Origin of the sequence: Micromonospora sp. NPDC005205, assembly GCF_040608275.1 — a bacterium.
Taxonomy (GTDB): domain Bacteria; phylum Actinomycetota; class Actinomycetes; order Mycobacteriales; family Micromonosporaceae; genus Micromonospora.
In genome coordinates this window covers 497,277-515,541 of the sequence record NZ_JBEXHV010000001.1, presented here as the reverse complement: position 1 = coordinate 515,541, position 18,265 = coordinate 497,277, and the positions used below count along the sequence as shown (strand labels likewise).

Annotated in this window: 20 protein-coding genes; 8 read left to right on the top strand and 12 right to left on the bottom strand. The window is 72.2% G+C overall.

Going from position 1 to position 18,265, the window contains the following annotated elements:
- Window positions 1-8: 8 nt before the first annotated feature.
- Window positions 9-1,367, bottom strand: a complete 1,359-nt coding sequence (locus ABZU43_RS02470) for an FAD-binding oxidoreductase (protein ID WP_355004793.1) — start codon at window positions 1,365-1,367, stop codon at window positions 9-11.
- Window positions 1,368-1,463: 96 nt separating this feature from the next.
- On the opposite strand from ABZU43_RS02470, the gene ABZU43_RS02465 reads away from it, so the two are divergent.
- Window positions 1,464-3,560: a S9 family peptidase gene (locus ABZU43_RS02465; RefSeq protein ID WP_355004792.1), complete on the top strand. Its 2,097-nt coding sequence runs from the start codon at window positions 1,464-1,466 to the stop codon at window positions 3,558-3,560.
- Between the two features lie 160 nt (window positions 3,561-3,720).
- Window positions 3,721-3,906, top strand: coding sequence for a hypothetical protein (locus tag ABZU43_RS02460; protein ID WP_355004791.1), 186 nt, complete (start codon window positions 3,721-3,723; stop codon window positions 3,904-3,906).
- A 40-nt stretch (window positions 3,907-3,946) separates the two neighbouring features.
- On the opposite strand, the gene ABZU43_RS02455 is transcribed toward ABZU43_RS02460, so the two are convergent.
- From ABZU43_RS02455 to ABZU43_RS02440, 4 genes are all read right to left on the bottom strand, one after another.
- A complete protein-coding gene (locus ABZU43_RS02455; RefSeq protein ID WP_355004790.1) occupies window positions 3,947-5,467 on the bottom strand; it encodes an FtsX-like permease family protein in 1,521 nt (506 codons plus the stop codon).
- Complete coding sequence (locus ABZU43_RS02450; RefSeq protein ID WP_355004789.1) at window positions 5,464-6,165, bottom strand: ABC transporter ATP-binding protein; 702 nt, start codon at window positions 6,163-6,165, stop codon at window positions 5,464-5,466. The genes ABZU43_RS02455 and ABZU43_RS02450 overlap by 4 nt, the downstream gene beginning before the upstream one ends.
- A complete protein-coding gene (locus tag ABZU43_RS02445) occupies window positions 6,162-6,698 on the bottom strand; it encodes a PadR family transcriptional regulator (protein WP_355004788.1) in 537 nt (178 codons plus the stop codon). Before ABZU43_RS02445 ends, ABZU43_RS02450 begins: the two co-directional genes overlap by 4 nt.
- A gap of 158 nt (window positions 6,699-6,856) precedes the next feature.
- Window positions 6,857-7,435: a TIGR03086 family metal-binding protein gene (locus tag ABZU43_RS02440; protein ID WP_355004787.1), complete on the bottom strand. Its 579-nt coding sequence runs from the start codon at window positions 7,433-7,435 to the stop codon at window positions 6,857-6,859.
- 31 nt (window positions 7,436-7,466) lie between these two features.
- Between ABZU43_RS02440 and ABZU43_RS02435 the strand changes: the two genes are divergently transcribed.
- On the top strand, window positions 7,467-8,285 hold the full coding sequence (locus ABZU43_RS02435; protein ID WP_355004786.1) for an AraC family transcriptional regulator: 819 nt from the start codon (window positions 7,467-7,469) through the stop codon (window positions 8,283-8,285).
- A 38-nt stretch (window positions 8,286-8,323) separates the two neighbouring features.
- Here the strand turns inward: ABZU43_RS02435 and ABZU43_RS02430 are convergent, their stop codons facing one another.
- From ABZU43_RS02430 to ABZU43_RS02405, 6 genes are read right to left on the bottom strand one after another with little or no spacing between them, the layout of a single operon-like run.
- Window positions 8,324-9,853, bottom strand: a complete 1,530-nt coding sequence (locus tag ABZU43_RS02430) for a SpoIIE family protein phosphatase (RefSeq protein WP_355004785.1) — start codon at window positions 9,851-9,853, stop codon at window positions 8,324-8,326.
- Window positions 9,854-9,866: 13 nt separating this feature from the next.
- The gene (locus tag ABZU43_RS02425; RefSeq protein ID WP_355004784.1) at window positions 9,867-11,228 is read right to left on the bottom strand and encodes a sensor histidine kinase; all 1,362 of its coding nucleotides are present in this window, start codon (window positions 11,226-11,228) and stop codon (window positions 9,867-9,869) included.
- Complete coding sequence (locus ABZU43_RS02420) at window positions 11,225-12,238, bottom strand: SpoIIE family protein phosphatase (protein WP_355005177.1); 1,014 nt, start codon at window positions 12,236-12,238, stop codon at window positions 11,225-11,227. The genes ABZU43_RS02425 and ABZU43_RS02420 overlap by 4 nt, the downstream gene beginning before the upstream one ends.
- Entirely contained in the window at window positions 12,235-12,654 is a 420-nt protein-coding gene (locus tag ABZU43_RS02415) for an anti-sigma regulatory factor (protein ID WP_355004783.1), read from the bottom strand. The genes ABZU43_RS02420 and ABZU43_RS02415 overlap by 4 nt, the downstream gene beginning before the upstream one ends.
- Window positions 12,651-13,061 carry an STAS domain-containing protein gene (locus ABZU43_RS02410; protein WP_355004782.1) on the bottom strand — a complete coding sequence of 137 codons (411 nt, stop codon included), beginning with the start codon at window positions 13,059-13,061 and terminating at the stop codon, window positions 12,651-12,653. Before ABZU43_RS02410 ends, ABZU43_RS02415 begins: the two co-directional genes overlap by 4 nt.
- Window positions 13,061-13,921, bottom strand: coding sequence for an STAS domain-containing protein (locus ABZU43_RS02405; protein WP_355004781.1), 861 nt, complete (start codon window positions 13,919-13,921; stop codon window positions 13,061-13,063). Before ABZU43_RS02405 ends, ABZU43_RS02410 begins: the two co-directional genes overlap by 1 nt.
- 163 nt (window positions 13,922-14,084) lie before the next feature.
- Here ABZU43_RS02405 and ABZU43_RS02400 point away from each other — a divergent pair, with 163 nt between their 5' ends.
- Window positions 14,085-14,441: an STAS domain-containing protein gene (locus ABZU43_RS02400; protein WP_030332365.1), complete on the top strand. Its 357-nt coding sequence runs from the start codon at window positions 14,085-14,087 to the stop codon at window positions 14,439-14,441.
- Between the two features lie 18 nt (window positions 14,442-14,459).
- Here ABZU43_RS02400 and ABZU43_RS02395 read toward each other — a convergent pair whose 3' ends face one another.
- Complete coding sequence (locus tag ABZU43_RS02395) at window positions 14,460-15,611, bottom strand: MFS transporter (RefSeq protein WP_355005176.1); 1,152 nt, start codon at window positions 15,609-15,611, stop codon at window positions 14,460-14,462.
- Between the two features lie 239 nt (window positions 15,612-15,850).
- On the opposite strand from ABZU43_RS02395, the gene ABZU43_RS02390 reads away from it, so the two are divergent.
- From ABZU43_RS02390 to ABZU43_RS02375, 4 genes are all read left to right on the top strand, one after another.
- Window positions 15,851-16,507, top strand: a complete 657-nt coding sequence (locus ABZU43_RS02390; RefSeq protein WP_355004780.1) for a FadR/GntR family transcriptional regulator — start codon at window positions 15,851-15,853, stop codon at window positions 16,505-16,507.
- Between the two features lie 39 nt (window positions 16,508-16,546).
- On the top strand, window positions 16,547-17,020 hold the full coding sequence (gene mscL / locus ABZU43_RS02385) for a large conductance mechanosensitive channel protein MscL (RefSeq protein ID WP_355004779.1): 474 nt from the start codon (window positions 16,547-16,549) through the stop codon (window positions 17,018-17,020).
- An 81-nt stretch (window positions 17,021-17,101) separates the two neighbouring features.
- Window positions 17,102-17,353 (top strand): hypothetical protein, encoded by a 252-nt coding sequence (locus ABZU43_RS02380; protein WP_030332357.1) that lies wholly within the window; start codon window positions 17,102-17,104, stop codon window positions 17,351-17,353.
- Window positions 17,354-17,885: 532 nt separating this feature from the next.
- Window positions 17,886-18,257, top strand: a complete 372-nt coding sequence (locus ABZU43_RS02375; RefSeq protein ID WP_091395802.1) for a hypothetical protein — start codon at window positions 17,886-17,888, stop codon at window positions 18,255-18,257.
- Window positions 18,258-18,265 lie beyond the last annotated feature (8 nt).

Genomic DNA, 18,265 nt, shown 5'->3' with positions numbered 1-18,265 from the left:
GCCCGGTCTCACAGGCCGCCGGGGAGCCGGCCGGGCGCGAGCCGGTGCTCCGGATCCAGGTGCCGCTTCGCGGCCCGCAACTGGGCCAGGCCGGCCAGCTCGCCCCAGAGGTCGACCGCCTGGCGGACCGCCGCCGGAGCGGAGACCACCACGCAGCGACCCTGCCGGGCCAACAGCACCCCTCTGACGGCGGCCAGGATGGACGCCACCCGGTCGGCTGCCAGCGCCCCGGGCAGTGCCGCGTGCACCACGCCCAGCCCGGCCGAGCCGCGCACCGGCACCGGCGCACCGGCCGCGTCGCGCAGCGCGTAGACGGCCGCGTGCAGGTCGCCGATCGGCACCTCCAGCCGCAGCGCCGTGTCGCCGGGGGCGAACGGGTAGCGGCGCCACCACGTCGGCGCGGAGTGCGCGATCGTCGCCTCCCCGTGCAGCAGCCCGACCAACCGCTCGGCGCGCTCATTGACGTCGGCGGGGCCGCCCTCAAGCAGCACCACCAGGCTGCCGGCCCGGGACGGGGCGCCGGCCCGGCCTGACATCGACGGGTGGCGCTCCCGGGCGGTGGCCGCCGGGTGACCGGGCGGGTACGACGTACGGGGGCGGGGGGTGCCTCCGGGCAGGTCCAGCTCGATGGCCGACGGCTCCAGCCGAGCGGCGAGGATCGTCCGGACCAGGTCGTGCACCTCCAAGGGCGTCCACACCGGGCGGGACACCCAGAGCCTGCTCGCCGGCACCGGCTGCACCCGCAGGCTCGCCGACACCAGCACGCCGAGCGCTCCCTGGGAGCCGCAGAGCAGGCGGGCCAGGTCGAGCCCGGGCGCGCCGCCACCGACGCTGATCAGCTCGCCGTCGGCGGCGAGGTAACGCACACCGAGCAGTTGGTCGCAGGGGCTGCCGTGACGGTGGCGCAGCGGGCCGGCCTCGCCGGCGGCGAGCACACCGCCCAGTGTCGCGCCGGGTGAGGGGGCGTCCATGGCGAGCCGCTGCCCGGTGCGCTCCAGGGTGGCCTGCACCGCCCGCAGTGGAGTGCCGGCACCCACGTCGGCCACGAGCGAGTCGACCGGCTCGTGACCGATGCCGGCCAACCGGCCGGTGTCGAGCAGGATGTCGACCTGGACGGGGGCGGCGCCCCAGTCGATCTTCGTGCCCGCGCCTCGGGGCACCACAGTCAGATCGTGCACGGCGGCCAGCCGCAGCACCTCGGCGGCGGCGTGCGGGCCGCCCGGGACGGCGACCCAGCGCGCCGGGCGCCCCGCCACCTCGTCGGCGGGCCCGGCCAGCCGGGAGAACGGTGGACCGCAGATCGCCGCCAACCGCCGGGTGATCTCGAGGGCTCCGGACCGGCCTAGGGAACTCGCTGCTGCCGCCATGCCGGCCATCGTACATGTGTTCGAAAGCCGTGGCGGCGAGTATCGGGATGCCGCTGGTCCGGCGCGCTGCGGCTGCCGGCCGGTAACGTGGCCGCCGTGACCACCGAGACTGCCCCGCCCGCGGCGAAGCGGGTGCCCAGCGAGCGCACCCACCACGGCGACACCGTCGTCGACGAGTACGCCTGGCTCGCCGTCAAGGACGACCCGGAGACGATCGCCTACCTGACCGCCGAGAACGAGTACACCGACGCGCGCACCGCACACCTGGCCGACCTGCGGGCCGACCTGTTCGAGGAGACTCGCCGACGCACCCAGGAGACCGACCTGTCAGTGCCGACCCGCAAGGGCGGGCACTGGTACTACACCCGGACGGTCGAGGGACAACAGTACGGAGTGCAGTGTCGCCGGGCGGTCCGCGACGGTGAGACCGACCCGCCGGTCAGCGCGGACGGCGCCCCGCTCGACGGCGAGGAGGTGCTGCTCGACGGCAACCTGCTGGCCGAGGGGCACGACTTCTTCTCGCTCGGCGCATTCGACGTCAGCCCGGACGGTCGCTGGCTGGCCTACTCCACCGACTTCTCCGGTGACGAGCGGTTCACTCTGCGGGTGAAGGACCTGACCACCGGCGAGCTGCTGCCGGACGAGGTGCCTGACACGTTCTACGGCACCGCCTGGTCGTCGGACGCCTCGGTGCTGTTCTACGTGACTGTGGACGACGCCTGGCGGCCGAACCGGGTCTGGCGGCACACCATCGGCTCCGCCGCCGCCGACGACGTGGTGGTCCACCAGGAGGACGACGAGCGGTTCTGGGTGGGGGTGGAGCTGACCCGGTCGGAGAAGTTCATCCTCATCGACGTGCACAGCAAGGTGACCAGCGAGGTGCTGGTGATCCCCGCCGGCAACCCGACCGGCGCGCCGGCTGTGGTCGCCCCCCGCCGACAGGGCGTCGAATACACGGTGGAGCACCACGGCCACCGTTTCCTGATCCTGCACAACGACGGCGCGGAGGACTTCGCGCTGGCGTTCACCTCGGCGGACGTACCGGGCGACTGGGTGCCGCTGATCGAGCACACCCCCGGCACCCGACTGGAGGCCGTCGACGCCTTCGCCAACCACCTGGTGGTGTCGCTGCGCACCGACGGGCTCACCGGGCTGCGGGTGCTGCCGGTGGGCAGTGACGACGGGTACGACATCGACTTCCCCGAGCCGCTCTACAGCGTCGGGTTGGACGCCAACCCGGAGTACCGCACCGGCCAGGTCCGGCTGCGCTACTCCTCGCTGATCACTCCCGACTCGGTGTACGACTACGACCTGGTCACCCGGCAGATGGTGCTGCTGAAGCAGAAGCCGGTGCTGCCCGGTCCGGACGGGCGACCGTACGACCCGGCCGAGTACGAGCAGCACCGTGACTGGGCGCTCGCCGACGACGGCACCCGGGTGCCGATCTCACTGGTCTGCCGCATCGGCACCCCCCGGGACGGTTCGGCGCCCTGCGAGCTGTACGGCTACGGCTCCTACGAGGCCAGCATGGACCCGTGGTTCTCGGTGGCCCGGCTGTCCCTGTTGGACCGGGGCGTGGTCTTCGCGGTGGCGCACACCCGGGGTGGCGGTGAGCTGGGCCGACGGTGGTACGACCAGGGCAAGCTGCTGGCCAAGAAGAACACCTTCACCGACTTCGTGGCGTGCGCACAGCACCTCGTCAAGGCCGGCTGGACGGCCAGCGACAGGCTTGTCGCCCGGGGCGCGTCGGCCGGTGGCCTGCTGATGGGCGCGGTGGCCAACCTCGCGCCGGACGCGTTCGCCGGGATCGTGGCGCAGGTGCCGTTCGTGGACGCGCTCACGTCGATCCTCGACCCGTCGCTGCCGCTGACCGTCACCGAGTGGGAGGAGTGGGGCAACCCCCTCGACGACCCCGAGGTGTACGCGTACATGAAGTCCTACACCCCGTACGAGAACGTGGCCGCTGTTGACTATCCCGCGATCCTCGCGGTGACCAGCCTCAACGACACCCGGGTGCTCTACTCGGAGCCGGCGAAGTGGATCGCCCGGCTGCGGGCGGTCGCCCCGGGCGGCGACTACCTGCTGAAGACCGAGATGGGTGCCGGGCACGGCGGCCCGAGCGGACGCTACGACTCGTGGCGCGAGGAGGCGTTCATCAACGCCTGGATCCTGGACCGCATCGGCCACGCCTGACCCGACGGGTCGGCATGATCGCGTTCGGTGGTGGGAGTGGTTCCCTCGGCAGCTCTGGGAGACCAGCCACTCCGACGATCGGGCGCGATCATGGCCGAGTCGCGCATGCGCGGCCGGGCCTTTCCGGGTCGTGGCGGATGTCGCGGCCTAGACTTCCGGGGTGACCGGGGCTACGGATAGTGACGGCGAAGCGGCCGAGGACGTCCGCCGACCGAGCGTGGCGGCGGTGGCGCGGGACCGCCGGGTCTGGCTGATCCTCGCGGTGGTCGCCGGGCTGCTGGTCTGCTGTTGTTCGGCAGTGGTCGGCGCCTTGATCGCACTCTCCTCCGGCCTGCTCGCCGCCTGACCCGAGGGCTGGGTCAGGCCGGCCGGCGGGGCCGTTCGGATCAGGTCGTCCGCAGCTCGTCCAAAGCGGTGCTGGCGCGCAGGAAGAGCAGGCCGACACCGACCGTCACCAGCACCGCCGCCAGGGCGCCGGCGCCGAGCCACGCCAGGTGCTCCAGAGGTACGGGAACGGCTCGCTGCACCGAGGGGTAGTACACGATGCGGGAGTACTGGTCCCGGGTGGCAGGGTCGTCGCAGAGCGCGGCCGGGGCCTCGCAGATCAACGTCGAACCGCCGCCCTCCGACACGTCCGCGACGAGCCCTCGGCCGAGCAGCGTGCCAACGGTGAGCGCGAGCAGGATCGCCGGCACGGCCGGCACCAACGCCTGCCAGGCCACCGAACGGCCCAGCGTGGCGCGGGGCACCCCGGTGGCGACCAACGCGGCGTAGGCGCGGCGTCGGGCGACGATCCCCTCGACCAGCGCGACGATCAGCCCGCCCGTCGCGATAAGGATGGCCACGGCGATCGCGCCGTCGACGAGATCCATCGTCGACAGGTAGAAGGGGTTGGCGGCACCGTCCGCCCCGGCGAGTCGGCTCTGCTCCCGCTCGATCTGGTCCTTCGTGGCGAAGTAGGCGCGCTGGGCTGCCGCACCCGCGCCGAAGATCAGGGCGGCGAGCAGCGCCGCGAACGTACGGCTGCCCGCCCACGGATCGGCCATCAGCCGGCCCGCCGCGAGCAGGGCAGCGGGCCTGCGGGCGTGCCGACGTAACAACCGCCCGCAGTGGTACGACAGCCAGCCGGTGCCGATCACCACCCCGATCATCGCGGCGAGCGCGCCCACCGCGAACAGCAGTGGCACCAGCCGGCCCGCCATCTGCCCGTCGGCGACCCGGTAGACCACCGGGCGGATCAGCGCGAACGAGACCACGCCGAACCCGATCAGGAGCCCGGCCCACGGGCCTGGCCCGCGCTCGCGGGCGGCCTTACGACTCACCCCGAGCGGGCTGGTGGTGACCGTACGCAGCATCAGGGCGGTGGCCAGCGCCGCCACGACCGGCAGACCGAGCACCACGCCGGCCAGCGCGCCGGTCGACGGCAGCACGTCGGTGGGCAGGGCCAGTCGACCTTGCGCGTCCGGGCGGTGCAGCAGGTCGCGGCCGACCAGGTAGACACCCAGCCCGACGAGCGTGCCGAGCAGCGCGGCCACGCCGGTCTCCAACACCACAAGTCTGGTGACCTGGCCCGGAGTGGCGCCAGCGAGCCGGATCGCCGCCAACCGGCGGTCCCGGGCCGGCGCGCCGAGCCGCGCGCACTGGCCGGCCAGCGCCAGCACCGGGACCATCAGCATCAGCAGCGCGAACGCCGTGCCGCCGCGCAACCCCGGCTCCCGCAGCAGCGCGTTGCGGTACTGCTCGGACTGCTCCCAGGCGTCGCCGGCGGGTTTCTCGATGGCCAGCACGGTGAGCGCCGCGAGCCCGGCCAGGGTGGCCAACAGGGCGCTGAGCGCGGTGAGCACCACCCGGGCGGTGTCGGTGCGGGTGCCGGCGAGCGCGAGGCGGAGCAGCGTCGTCGGCCTCACCGGGCACCGCCGGCCAGCGGCACGTCGAGCCCCAGGCCGGTGTGGTCCACCAGGCCGTCACGCAGCACGATCTCCCGATCCGCGTACGCGGCGATCCGCGGCTCGTGGGTGACCAGCACGACGGCGGTGCGCTGCTCGCGGGCGAGCCGGACCAGTTGGGTGAGGACCTGCTCGCCGGTGAGCGTGTCCAGTGCGCCGGTCGGCTCGTCGGCGAAGAGCACCCGAGGCTCGGTCACCAGCGCCCGCGCCGTGGCGCAACGTTGCTGCTGACCCCCGGACATCTCACCCGGCCGGACGTCGGCCACCTCAGCCACCCCGAACCGTTCCAGCCAGGTGAGCGCCGCCGTCCGTGCCTCTCGCCGCCCCGTGCCGGCGAGGAGCAGGGGCAGGGCGACGTTCTCGGCGGCGGTCAACTCGGCCACCAGCTGACCGAACTGGAACAGCACCCCGAACTCGGTGCGCCGCAGCCGGGACCGGGCCGCCTCCGACCAGGTGTCGATGCGGTGCCCACGCCAGGTGACCTCGCCGGCGTCCGGCCGGAGAATCCCGGCCAGGCAGTGCAGCAGTGTCGACTTGCCGCAGCCACTCGGCCCGGTGACGGCGACGATCTCGCCCTCGGCCAGGTCGAGCGTCACGCCGCGCAGTGCGGGCGTCGGGCCGTACGCCCGAACCACGCCGCGAGCCTGGAGTTGCGTCACGGATGGACCTCCCGGTGCCAGTCGGCGACCCGGAGCAGGGTGGCGTGCAACCACCGCAGATCCGCGTCGAGGTGGGCGATCGCGAAATCGGCCGCGACCACATCGCTGAGGGTGGCGGACGGTTCGCCCTTGACCGCGGTCAACTCACGCAACCGTGCGGTGTGCGCGGCCCGCTGGGCGATCAGGTACGACCGGGCCCGATCGACATCGGCGACCAGCAGCGCGACCACGACCTTGGCGAAGAGCGTGCTGGCCACGTACGGCATTGGTGCTTCCACAGTGGACAGCCACTGGTCCAGCGCGTCCCGCCCCTGATCGGTCAGCTCGTACGCCGTGCGATCCGGCCCGGCCACCCGGTCCTGGCCGGCGGCAGCCACCAGCCCGTCACGTTCGAGGCGGCCGAGAGTGGCGTAGACCTGCCCGAAGGCCAGCGGCCGAGCGCGCGGCAGCCGCTCGTCGTGCGCACGCTTCAGTTCATACCCGTGCCGGCTGCCCCCAGCGAGCAACCCGAGCAGAACATGCGGCGTAGACACCCCGCCCACTATTCACCCAGCGAATACCCAAGTCAACAACCCCCCACCCCCACCCCCACCCCCACCCCCACCCCGTTGATCATGAAGTTATTGCGCCGACACGCCGAGACCGAGGGCAATAACTTCATGATCAACGAGAGAAGGGCGTACCCCGGGGGTTAGGGGGTTTGGGGCCAGGTGGGGGTGCGGCCGGTCTGGGTCAGGAGGTGGGCCAGGTTGGGGGTGGGGGTGGGGGGTGGGGTGGGGGGTGGGTCGGCGAAGACGCCCATCTTGCGGGCGGTGGGGCCCAACTGCTCCACCAGCGCGTGCAGCTCGGCCACCGCCTCCGGGGCTGGCTGGTACGGCTGGCCGGTGGCGACCGCGAGATCCCAACCGTGCACTGTCAGGTCCAGCAGGGCCATGCCGCCGATGACGGACTGCGGCATGCCCATGCCCGGCGACACACCCTCCAGGGTGGACGGATCCGACCAGGCGGTCACCAACCGGCCGGTCTCCGCCTCGAAGCGGTCCCGCCAGCCATCGCCCAGGTGATCGGGCTTCTCGGCCCACTCCACCTCTCGCTTCTCGGCCAGATCCTGAAAGTTGACCACCACCTGGAAGAGATGGTTGAGCAGATCACGGACCAGATAGTCGCTGCACGGGGTGGGCAGGTCCAGTTGGTCGTCGGAGACACCCCGTACGACATCGACGGTTCGCGGCGCGGCGGCCGCCAGCAGCTCGCTAGTCTGAGTGGACATACGGCCAGCGTATGAGGGTGGTCTTGAACAAATGCGACAGCGACCGCGTGGCGACAGCCGGGGAATTCTCGACCCCGGACGCCTGCTGCGCGAGATGCGCTTCCGCCGACATCTGCCGGCGGAGTCGCTGCGCCCGTGGGTCGAGCACTACTGGTTGATCGACTGGGCGTTGTGCGCGCCGTTCGAGCAACGGGTCGTGCCGCACCCGGCGGTCAACGTGGTGTTTCGACGGGACGGCGACGGGCCCGAGTCCGGCGAGGTGGCCGGGGTGGGCCGCGACCTGTTCCGGATCACGCTCAACTGCACCGGCCGGGTGTCGGGGGTGCAGTTCCGCCCCGGCGGCTTCCACCCGTTCTGGCGGCGGTCAGTCAGCGAACTGACCGGCCGTAGGGAGCCGCTGCCCTTCGGCCGGTTGACCCACCCGGACGTCCCGGTGGGCGTGGGCGCATCCCCCACCTCGGCGGCCAGCGACGACGAGCGCTGCCGGGCGCTGGACACCCTCCTCACCGCCTGGCAGCCGGAGCCGGACCCGCTGGCCGAGGAGGCCGTCCGACTGGCCGAGGCGATCCGTACCGACCGCACTGTGCTGCGCGTCGACGACCTCGCCGCGCGGCACGACGTTCCGGTCCGCCGGTTGCAGCGGCTGTTCATCGAGTACGTGGGGGTCGGGCCGAAGTGGGTGATCCGCCGCTACCGGCTTCAGGAGGCGGTCGAACAGGCCACCGGTGGCCCGCTGAGCTGGGCCGACCTCGCCGCCGACCTCGGCTACAGCGACCAGGCCCACCTGGTCCGTGACTTCACCGCCGTGGCCGGGGTGTCCCCCGCCGCGTACGCCCGCTCGGTGCGCTGAGAAAGCCGGGAAGCTTGCAGAGCTGAGAAAGCCGCAGATCAGCGACGACGCAGGACGACCACAGCGACGTCGTCCTGGATCTCCGGTGGGGCCAGTTCCACCAGCAGACGGGCGCAGAACTGGTCCAGGTCACCGTCGACAGTCGCGGCGACCCCGGCCAGTGCGGCCAGCCCCTCGTCGATGGTGGCGTCCCGTCGCTCGATCAGCCCGTCGGTGTAGAAGACCAGCGTGGCCCCGGCCGGCACCACGAACTCCAGGTCGGCCGGGCGCGGGGCGCGAACGCCGAGCAGCGGCGCGGAATGCTGCACGAACTCGACAGTGCCGTCCCTGACCAGTAGCGGTGGAAGGTGCCCGGCACTGGCCAGCCGGACCCGTCCGGTCGGCGGGTGCAGCAGCAGCACGCAGAGCGTCGCCACCTCGTCCGGCAGCAGTGTCCGCATCAGCTCGTTGACGCGGTGCAGGATCTCGCCGGGCTGGTGGCCCTCGACCGCGTACGCCCGCACCGCGTGCCGCAGCTCGGCCATCACTGTCGCCGCGTGCAGCGAGTGGCCGGCGACGTCCCCGATCGCGAGCAGCAGGTGACCGTCGAGCATCACCAGCTCGTAGAAGTCGCCGCCCACCTCGGTCTGCGCGCTGGCCGGCTCGTAGCGCACCGCGAGGTCCAGGCCGGCCACCGTGGGCAGCCCTCGCGGGAGCAGGCTGCGTTGGAGGGTGACAGCGATCCGGTGCTCCTCGTCGAACGAACGCTGCCCCTCCACGGCCGCCGCCACCGCCTGGGCCAGTTGCTTGAGCACCGGGGTCTGCGCGGTCTGGGTGGCGGTCGGAACTACCACGTACAGCGGTGCCCGATCCTCGCGCAGTCGGGCGGCGGCGACTGTCACAGTGTCGTCCGCCGGCCAGTCGACGAGAGCCCAGCTCTCCGGGGCCTCCACCCGCACCGTGGCGCCGGTGGGCACCCCGGTGTCGTCGACGACCCACGGCACCACGGTGGCCGCCGTGCCGGGACCGCCGCAGACGCCCGCGAGGCAGTCACCGTCGAAGGTTTCGGCGACCACCGCCGCCGGGCTCCTGAAGATCTGGGCGGCGCCCTCGGCGGCGGCTTCCAGCAGACGCGCGAAGGTCGGCGCGGCGTGCACCGCGACTGTCGTGTCGGCCAACCCGAGCAGCCGCTCGGCGAGCAGTTCGGCACGCTGCCGCGCCTGGTAGTAGCGCAACACCGCCCGGGTGGTGGCGATCAGCTCCTCGGGCTCGATCGGCTCGGTCAGGTACGCGTCAGCGCCCCGGGTCAGCCCCTGAGCGCGGTCGGACACGTCCACGGCGTGCGCCGACGCGTGGATGACCGGCATCGCCGGGTGCCGAACCTTGATCTGTTCGCAGACCTCGTAGCCACTCAGGTCGGGCAGCCGGACGTCGAGGACCACCAGGTCGATCCGGTCCACCTCGACCCGAGCCAACGCCTCGGCGCCGTTCTCGGCCTCCAGCACCGTGAACCCGGCCCGGGTCAGCCAGCTGACCAGCAGATAACGCTTGGTACGACTGTCGTCGACCACCAGGATGGTTGTCGGCATGCCGTCCACGCCGTCACGCCCCGCCTGTGGGCAGGGAGACGGTGAACGTGCTGCCTTCGCCGGCCGCGCTGGTCAGCTCCAGTGACCCGCCGAGCAGCGTCACCAACCGCCGGGCGTACGGCAGACCGAGGCCGGTGCCGCCGACCCGGGTGGCGCCGGGGATCTGGTAGAACTCCTCGAAGATCCGGTCGTGCAGCTCCGGGGCGATGCCCGGCCCGGTGTCGCTGACCTCGAACTGCCAACGGTCGCCGTGTTGGCTGGCCCGCAGCCGCACCTCGCCGCGCTCGGTGAACTTCAACCCGTTGTGCAGCAGGTTGCGCAGCACCTGACCGAGCAGCACCTCGTCGGTGCGCAGCAGGGCTGGCCCGGTGAGCTCCTCCACGACGAGCTCCACCTCCGGGCGGGTGGCCAGCGCGCGCAGGGTGCCGCGTAGTTGACCGAAGAGCGGCCGCAGGTCGACCTCGGTCACGTCCGGCTCGATCCGACCGGACTCCGCCTTGGCCAGGTCGAGGAGTTCGTTGACCAGGTTGAGCAGGTCCGCCGCCGATGAGCGGATCAGATCGACCTGGCGGCCCTGCTCGTCGGTGAGCGGGTCGGAGGCGGAGTCGGTGAGCAGCCGCCCCAGGCCGATGATCGCGGTGACCGGCGCGCGCAGCTCGTGGCTCACGTTGGCCAGGAACCGGCTCTTCGACTCACTCGCCGCGCGGAGCTGGGCCGACTTCTCGTCCAGCTCGGCGTAGAGGGCGACGACGCCCCGGTTGGTCTCCTCCAACTCCTCGGTGAGCTGGTTGTAGAGCGCCAGCACGCCGCGGTTGGTCTCGGCCAGCTCCTCGTTCAGCACGGCCAGCTCGTCGCGCTGACTGCGCACCTCGTCCAGTGCGGAGATGAGCTGCCCGTTCTGCACTGTCAACTCGTCCAGCGCACTGCTCGGCGCGGTGCGGCCGAGTTCCGTACGGAACTCGGCGAACCGCTCCGGGGTCGGCATCGGCGCGTTGGCCGGGACTCGTCGGGACATCCGTACGACCGTAACCCCCTCGACGGTCGACACGCTCAGTGTGTCGACCAGTCGGGACACCGCGCCGGACTGCGGTTGGTAGCGGTCGTCCGGCAGCGGGGACACCGGGGCCAGGTCGGCGCGCAGGTGGAACCGGCCGTCGGCGCCCGCGTCGACGTGGAACGAGACGTCCGCTCCCCCGGCCGTCCGCAGCAGGTCTCGGGCGACCTCGCTGAGCGCTGTGGCGATCCGCACCTGGTCCTGGTGTTCGAGGCCGACCACCGCGGCCACCTCGCGCCCCCGTTGGCGGATCACGAAGATGTCCTGTTCGACCCGCAGCGCCATCTGCAGCAGCGGCAGCGCGGCCGGCTCGCCGGTCATGTCCAGGACCTCGCGACCAGCACGCAGGCGTCGTCACGTCGCACACCGGCGTCACGGAGCAGGGTCGCCGCCATCACCAGCGGGGACCGCTCCGCCAGGCCCGGGTAGTCGGCCAACCGCCAACGGTCGACCACCCCGTCGCTGTGCATCACCAGCCGGGCGTCCGGACCGAACGGGTAGTCGTACTCCCGGATTGTCGGTCGCTGGTGCCCGGCGATGCCGGGCAGTGACACCAGCCCTCGCCGTTTGCCGTCTCCCTCGACGACCACGCCGGAGATGTTGCCCAGGCCCGCGTAGTGCAGCACCCCGGCCTCGGGTGCCAACTCGGCGACCGCGAGTGCGGCACCACGGGTGTGCGACATGCCGCGGTGCAGGTGACCGACCACCGTCGCCGGTGGGCCGGCCGGGGCGTTGCGGAACGCGGCGAGCGCCGCGTCGGTGGCGGCCCCGGCCAGCGGGCCGTGCCCCAACCCGTCGCTCACCAGCACCTGGTGCCGCCCGTCGACGACCCGCACGGCGTAGCCGTCGCCGCTGATCGCCTCGCCGGTGATCGGTCGGCTGAGGGCGCCGGCCCAGGACGGCCGCGCCGCCTCGGCCGGCCAGACCTGCACGGCGAGGGCTGTGCCCCGGCCGGGCAGCGAGTATCCGTCGAACCAGCTGGCCTGCCGGACGATGGCACCGAGACCGATGCCGAGTGTGCCGGTGGTGGAGTGCCCGTCCTGGGACGAGACGGTCAGGTCGGCCATGCCGGGCCCGGAGTCGATCGCCACCAACTCCACACCGGCCTGCCCGGCCCGGCGTACCGGTCGGAGCAGCAGGACACCGTCGTCGGCGTGCTTGACCAGGTTGCTGGTCAGCTCGGCGGCGACGATGGCCAGGTCGGCGATGCGGGCCCCGCTCATCTCCACCTGCGCGCCGAGCCGTTCGGCGGCACGCCGGACGGCACTCGCGGCGCTGCTGGACTCCACTCGGAACCAGATGCCACTGTCGGTGACCGCGTCGGCGTTCACCTGGACCACTTGGTGACAGTGATCCGCGTACCGGTCCCCGCCGACGTCTCGATCTGGAACTCGTCGACCAGGCGTCGCGACCCACTGAGCCCGAGGCCGAGGCCGCCGCCGCTGGTGTAGCCGTCGGTCATGGCCAGATCGAGGTCGGCGATACCCGGCCCGGAGTCGGCGAACACGATCTGCACGCCCTTGCGTCGACCGTTGTCCACGATCGTCACCTCGACCGAACCGCCGCCGCCGTACACCAGGGTGTTGCGGGCCAACTCGCTCGCCGCGGTGACCACCTTGGTCTGGTCGACGAGGGACAGCTTGCTGGCCACCGCCACGGCGCGGACCAGCTGCCGGACGCGCACCACGTCCTCATCGCTGCGGACCGACTGCGCCTGCGGCTGGCCCAGGTCGACGCCCGCGGTCACGGCGTGGCCGTCTCGGCGTCCGGATCGTCGTCGAGCTGGTGGTCGAGCTCGTCGGCGTGGGCAGCCGCGATCAGTTCCATGCCGCGCTCGACGTTCAGCGCGGTACGGATGCCGTTCAGCGACAGCCCGAGTTCGACAAGGGTGATGGCGACGGCCGGACGCATCCCGACCACCACCGTCTCGGCGTCGAGCACCTTGGAGATCGACGCGATGGCGGAGAGCATCCGCCCCACGAAGGAGTCGACGATGTCCAGCGCGGTGATGTCGATGATGACGCCGTGGCAGCCGGTGTCCACGATCCGCTCGGCCAGATCCTCCTGGAGCTGGACCGCCGTCTGGTCGGACATGTCGAGCTGGATGGAGACGAGCAGGATGTCGCCGATCTTGAGGATCGGTACGCGTTCCATCAGAAGCCCCGGCGCGGCTGGCGACGGGCGGTCTCCACCCCGTTGAGCCGCAGCACGTGGCGCAACGCGTCGGCGAGACTCGCCTTGGTGGCGATGTCACCGAACTCGATGCCGAGCGCCACGATGGTCTGCGCGATCTGCGGGCGGATGCCCGAGATGATGCAGTCGGCACCCATCAGTCGGGCGGCCACCACGGTCTTCAGGATGTGCTGGGCGACCTGGGTGTCCACCGCCGGTACGCCGGTGATGTCGATGATCGCGTACGGCGAGCCGGTGTCGACGAGGGTCTGCAGCAGGCGCTCCATGACCACCTGGGCCCGGGCCGAGTCCAGGGTGCCGACCAGCGGCACGGCGACGACGCCCTCCCAGAGCTTGACCACCGGCGTGGAGAGCTCGAGCAACTGCTCGGCCTGGTCGGCGATCAGGCTCTCCCGGGTGCGGACGAAGCTCTCGAAGGTGAACAGGCCCATCTCGTCGATCAACTTCGAGAAGGCGACGTAGTCCTGCAGCGCGTTCGGGCCCCCGGCCTCCTGCACCAGTTCGGCCAGCACGTCCTTCAGCGCGAAGACGCTGATCGTGGTCTCGGTGGCGGAGAAGCCCTGCCGGGCCCGGCCACGAGACAGCTCGGAGAGCGCGGCGCGCAGTTCGCCGGCGCTTTCGGCGGACAGGTCGATGGTGCCCTGCTCGCTCGTGGCGACGATGGCGCCGTGCAGATCCTGGACCTGCCGGCGCAGCTCTGCCTGGCTCAGCCGGCCCCGCAACGAACTGGTGACGATCTCGGTCCACCGAGTCGTGACCCGTTCGTCCTGCCCGCTGAGCAGCGCGGCGAGCCGACCACTTTCTTCGGTGCTCAACGCCATTTCGAACCCCCTTGACCTGGACCGGGCGGACTCTATCACCGGGGTCTGATCAACTACTTGCCCCGTAGCAACGGAATGACGATGGCCACCGGATGACGGCTCCCGTTCTACCTCTGAGGGTGGTCGTGGGATACCGTTCCCCCGATAACAGGAGGTCTGGCGAATGTCGTTGACGGTGCACACGGAACAACGCGGCGACGTGGTCGTCGTAGCGGTCGCGGGCGAGCTGGACATGGCCACCGCACCGCAGCTGCAGGACCAGATCACCGACCTGCTCGACAAGGGCCGCAACCGGCTGGTGTTCGACCTGGCGGACGTCTCGTTCTGCGACTCGACCGGCCTGTCGGTCTTCGTCCGCGCCAAGAACAGCTGCGACGAGGCCGGCGGCGTGGTCCGGCTGGCCGCCCCGCAGCGCGGCGTGCTGCGCATCCTTGAGGTGAGCGGGCTGGTCGAGGTGCTGCACACCTACCCGACGGTGGATGAGGCAGTCGCCGGCGAACCGACGCCGGCTTCCTCCTGACCTGACCGTCGGCGTGCGTCACTCGTCCTCGACGTAACGGGGACGAGCGATCGCCATGCCCGCCGTCGTCTGCACGGCGAGGGCACCCAGCAGGAACCCGATCGGCGCGGTCCAGCCGCCGGTGGCCTCGTAGAGGATGCCGACCATCAGCGGGCCCAGGGCGGCGATCACGTACCCCGTGCTCTGCGCGAACGCGGAGAGCGCGACGGTGCCCTCGGCGGTGCGGGCGCGTAGGCCGATGGCGGTCAGGATCATCGGGAACGCGCCCTGCCCGATCGCCAGGAGGGCGACCCAGAGCAGCGCGGCACCGTGCGGTGCGAGCGCCAACCCCAGGTAGGCCAGTGCCGACGCGGTGGTGAGCCCGAGCACCAGCGGCCGCAGGCTGCCGAGCCGACCGGCCAGGGTGGGCATCAGCAGCGCGATCGGCACGCCGAGCGCGGTCACCCCGGCGAGCAGCAGCCCGGCCGACTCCGGCTGGTAGCCGGCGTCGCGGAACAGTTGGGCCAGCCAGCCCATGATCGCGTACCCGCTGAGCGACTGCGCCCCGAAGTAGACGGCCATCGCCCAACCGAGCCGGGTCCGCGCCGGCCGGACCCGCGTGGGCGTGGCGACGGCCGCCGTCGGGGTCGCCCGCCGCGCCGCGGCGCGGGCCCGCAGCGCCAGCGGCACCCACGGGAGTACGGCCACCGCGGCCATCGCGGCCCACACGCCGAGCCCGGCCCGCCACGACCCGAAGGCGTGCGCGATCGGCACCGCGGAGGCGGCGGCCACCGTCGTGCCCACTGTCAACGCCATCGTGTACGCGCCGGTGACCAGGCCGGTGCGGTGCGGGAAGTGCTGCTTGACCAGCATCGGCAGCAGGATGTTGGCGACCGCGATGCCGGACAGCGCCAGCGCGCTGGTGAGCACGAAGATCAGGGCCGAGTCGGTGGCGACCCGGAGCACCTGGCCGACGGCGAGGGCGAGCATGGCGACCACCAGCACCCGGGCCGGCGCCACCCGGCGGACCAGCCACGGGGTGAGCGCGCCGAGCCCGGCGAACGCGATGGTCGGCAACGTGGTGACGAGGCCGGCGGTGACGCCGGAGAGGCCCAGCCCGTCGCGGACCTCGTCGAGCAGTGCGCCGAGGCTCGTCACCACGGCGCGCAGGTTGAGCGCGACCAGCAGCATCCCGACCAGCACCAGCGCGCCACCGGTCGCCGGGTGCGTCCGCCGGCCGGTGCCGGGGTCCCGCGTCGGACGAGGGTCGACGGCGACGGGGGCGGGCAGCGCCGGAGCGGCGGTTGGTGGCGGGGTCATGACCGCTAACCTACAATCATGGGATGAATTTGGGACCGGTGATGTAACCAGTGCCACCGTCGGTTGAATTCCCCTCCGCGCCGCCGGCACCGCCCCGCGGCCAGCCCGCTGTGCCACCGCGCGGCCACCGGGTCCGGCAGACCACCGAGCAGCTCCGCGTCCGCATCCTGGGCGGCGAATGGCCCGTCGGAGGGCGCATCCCCACCGAGCCACAACTGGTCGCCGCGCTGGGCGTCGGGCGCAACACGGTCCGCGAGGCGGTCCGCGCCCTGGTGCACGCCGGGGTGCTGGAGTGCCGGCAGGGCTCCGGCACCTACGTGGTGTCCACCGACGAACTGGCCCCGGTGGTCGCCCGCCGACTCGGCGACGACCGGATGACCGAGGTCATCGAGGTACGCCGCGCCTTCGAGGTGGAGGCCGCCCGGCTCGCCGCGTTGCGGCGTACCCCGGAGGACCTGGCGGCGCTCGACGGCGCGCTCGCCCAGCGCGAGGCCGCCTGGCACGGCGGCCGGGTCGACGCGTTCGTCGAGGCCGACGCGGCACTGCACACGGCGGTGGTCGCCGCCGCGCACAACGCCATGCTCGCCGAGCTGTACGCCTCGGTGGGCACCGCACTGCGCAGCACAGTCGCCCAGGCCATGGGCGGGGAACTCACGCCCGAGCGCTACGTCGACCACACCCGGCTGGTCGAGGCGATCCGGGCCGGCGATCCCGGCCGGGCGGCGCTCGAAGCCGGCGCTTTTCTGGAACCCGCCGAACGGGCATAGGTTGTGCCCGACAGAAAAGCGGACACCTCGGGAGTACGAATGCTCAAGGGCTTCAAAGACTTCATCATGCGCGGCAACGTCGTCGACCTGGCGGTCGGTGTCGTCATCGGCGCCGCGTTCACGGGCGTGGTCACCCAGCTCACCAAGTCGTTCCTCGACCCACTGATCCGGGTCTTCGTGCTGCTCATCACCGGCAGCGACAAGGGTTTGGCCGGCACGGCACCCAGCTTCCGTGGCATCCCGTTCGACTGGATCGCCTTCGTCAACGCGGTGATCACCTTCCTGCTCACCGCACTGGCGCTGTACTTCCTGGTCGTCTACCCGATGAACCGGCTGGCCGAGCGGCGCAAGCGGGGCGAAGAGCCGCCGCCCTCGGCGCCGAGCGAGGAGGTCAAGCTGCTCACGGAGATCCGGGACGCCCTGGTCTCTGCCGGCCACACCACCCCTGGCCAGCAGCGTGGGGCGCTGGACGACGTGCTGGGCCGCCGCCCGGAGCCGCCGACGCAGCGCTGACCCGAACGGATGCACATCGGCCCCTGCGGGAATCCCGCAGGGGCCGCATCTTCTCGTACGTGTGTTCGATAGAGTCCCGCCATGGAGCAGCGAAAGCACTGGTGGAACGGGAAGTGGGGGCGGCTGGCCCGGCGGGATGTCTTCCTGCGGGTGGACGCCGACCGCTGGCACGTCGAGCAGCGGGCCGGCGGCGCCGAGGGCATCTCCCGTTTCTACGAGTACGGCAGTGCGGACGAGGCCGAGGACACCGTCCGGGCGCTGCTCGACGGCCCGGACACCTGGCGGGAGCTGTCCCCCCGCCCGCCCGGCGGCTGGACCCTCCCGAACACCTGAGTGCGCGGAACACGTGCACGGGCGAGGGTGCCGGGCGCTGCGTGCTGGGTGCCGTCTGCTGCGTGCCGGGCGCTGGATGCCGTCACTGCATGCTGCGTGCCGGGCGCTGCGTGCCGCTGCGTGCCGTCTACTGCGTGCCACTGGCGTGGCGGCCTGCCGCCGCCACCTTGCGCGGGCCGTGGAGGCGGTATTGCTTTTGGCGGTGATGACTCTGAGGCATAAATATGACTCACAGTCATCACGCTCCCGAGCCCATCGCCCCCCAGCCCATCGCCTCCCCCGGCCCATCGCCTCCGCCCATCGCCCCTCCCGGGCCCACAGCCTCCGAGCCCATCGCCTCCCCCGGCCCACCGCCTCCGGACCGGCCACCTCTGAGCCACTGCTCTGGAACGAGGTGCGACCACACCGAGGCCACGGCTGCCGCTGCCGCTGCGCGGCGGGTGGGAGGGACGGGCAGGCGGGCCGGCAGCGGATTGGCGGGGTGGGTTGGCGGCGGCGTTTAGCGGCGCGTCGCCCTGGGAACCGCACCGGGATGGACCAGCAGGACGAGCAGCAGGCGACCATCTCGCGGATCACCACCGGGATGCCGGTGATCGACTCAGCTGGCACCGAGGTCGGCACCGTGGACCTCGTCCAGCGGGGTGACCCGAACGCGGTGACCGTCCAGACACCGACCGCCGACCCGGGCAGCAGCCTGGACGAGCTGATCGAGGCGACCGCGGTCGAGGAGCCGGACGTCCCAGCAGATCTGGCGGCGCGACTGCTGCACAGCGGCTATCTGAAGGTCTCGACCGACCTGACCCGCACGGGCGCGGTCTACGTACCGGCCGATCGGATCGGGTCGGTGGCCGACGGTCGGGTCCTCCTGGCCGTCGGGGTGGCCGACCTGCCGCCCGAGGAGTGACCCAACGG

Excerpts from the sequence above, each read along its gene's own strand:
- ABZU43_RS02470 (WP_355004793.1), bottom strand. The coding sequence starts at position 1,367 with ATGGCGGCAGCAGCGAGTTCCCTAGGCCGGTCCGGAGCCCTCGAGATC.
- ABZU43_RS02440 (WP_355004787.1), bottom strand. The coding sequence starts at position 7,435 with ATGTCCACTCAGACTAGCGAGCTGCTGGCGGCCGCCGCGCCGCGAACC.
- ABZU43_RS02435 (WP_355004786.1), top strand. The coding sequence starts at position 7,467 with ATGCGACAGCGACCGCGTGGCGACAGCCGGGGAATTCTCGACCCCGGA.
- ABZU43_RS02430 (WP_355004785.1), bottom strand. The coding sequence starts at position 9,853 with ATGCCGACAACCATCCTGGTGGTCGACGACAGTCGTACCAAGCGTTAT.
- ABZU43_RS02425 (WP_355004784.1), bottom strand. The coding sequence starts at position 11,228 with ATGACCGGCGAGCCGGCCGCGCTGCCGCTGCTGCAGATGGCGCTGCGG.
- ABZU43_RS02410 (WP_355004782.1), bottom strand. The coding sequence starts at position 13,061 with ATGGAACGCGTACCGATCCTCAAGATCGGCGACATCCTGCTCGTCTCC.
- ABZU43_RS02405 (WP_355004781.1), bottom strand. The coding sequence starts at position 13,921 with ATGGCGTTGAGCACCGAAGAAAGTGGTCGGCTCGCCGCGCTGCTCAGC.
- ABZU43_RS02400 (WP_030332365.1), top strand. The coding sequence starts at position 14,085 with ATGTCGTTGACGGTGCACACGGAACAACGCGGCGACGTGGTCGTCGTA.
- ABZU43_RS02395 (WP_355005176.1), bottom strand. The coding sequence starts at position 15,611 with ATGCTGCTGGTCGCGCTCAACCTGCGCGCCGTGGTGACGAGCCTCGGC.
- mscL (WP_355004779.1), top strand. The coding sequence starts at position 16,547 with ATGCTCAAGGGCTTCAAAGACTTCATCATGCGCGGCAACGTCGTCGAC.
- ABZU43_RS02380 (WP_030332357.1), top strand. The coding sequence starts at position 17,102 with ATGGAGCAGCGAAAGCACTGGTGGAACGGGAAGTGGGGGCGGCTGGCC.
- ABZU43_RS02375 (WP_091395802.1), top strand. The coding sequence starts at position 17,886 with ATGGACCAGCAGGACGAGCAGCAGGCGACCATCTCGCGGATCACCACC.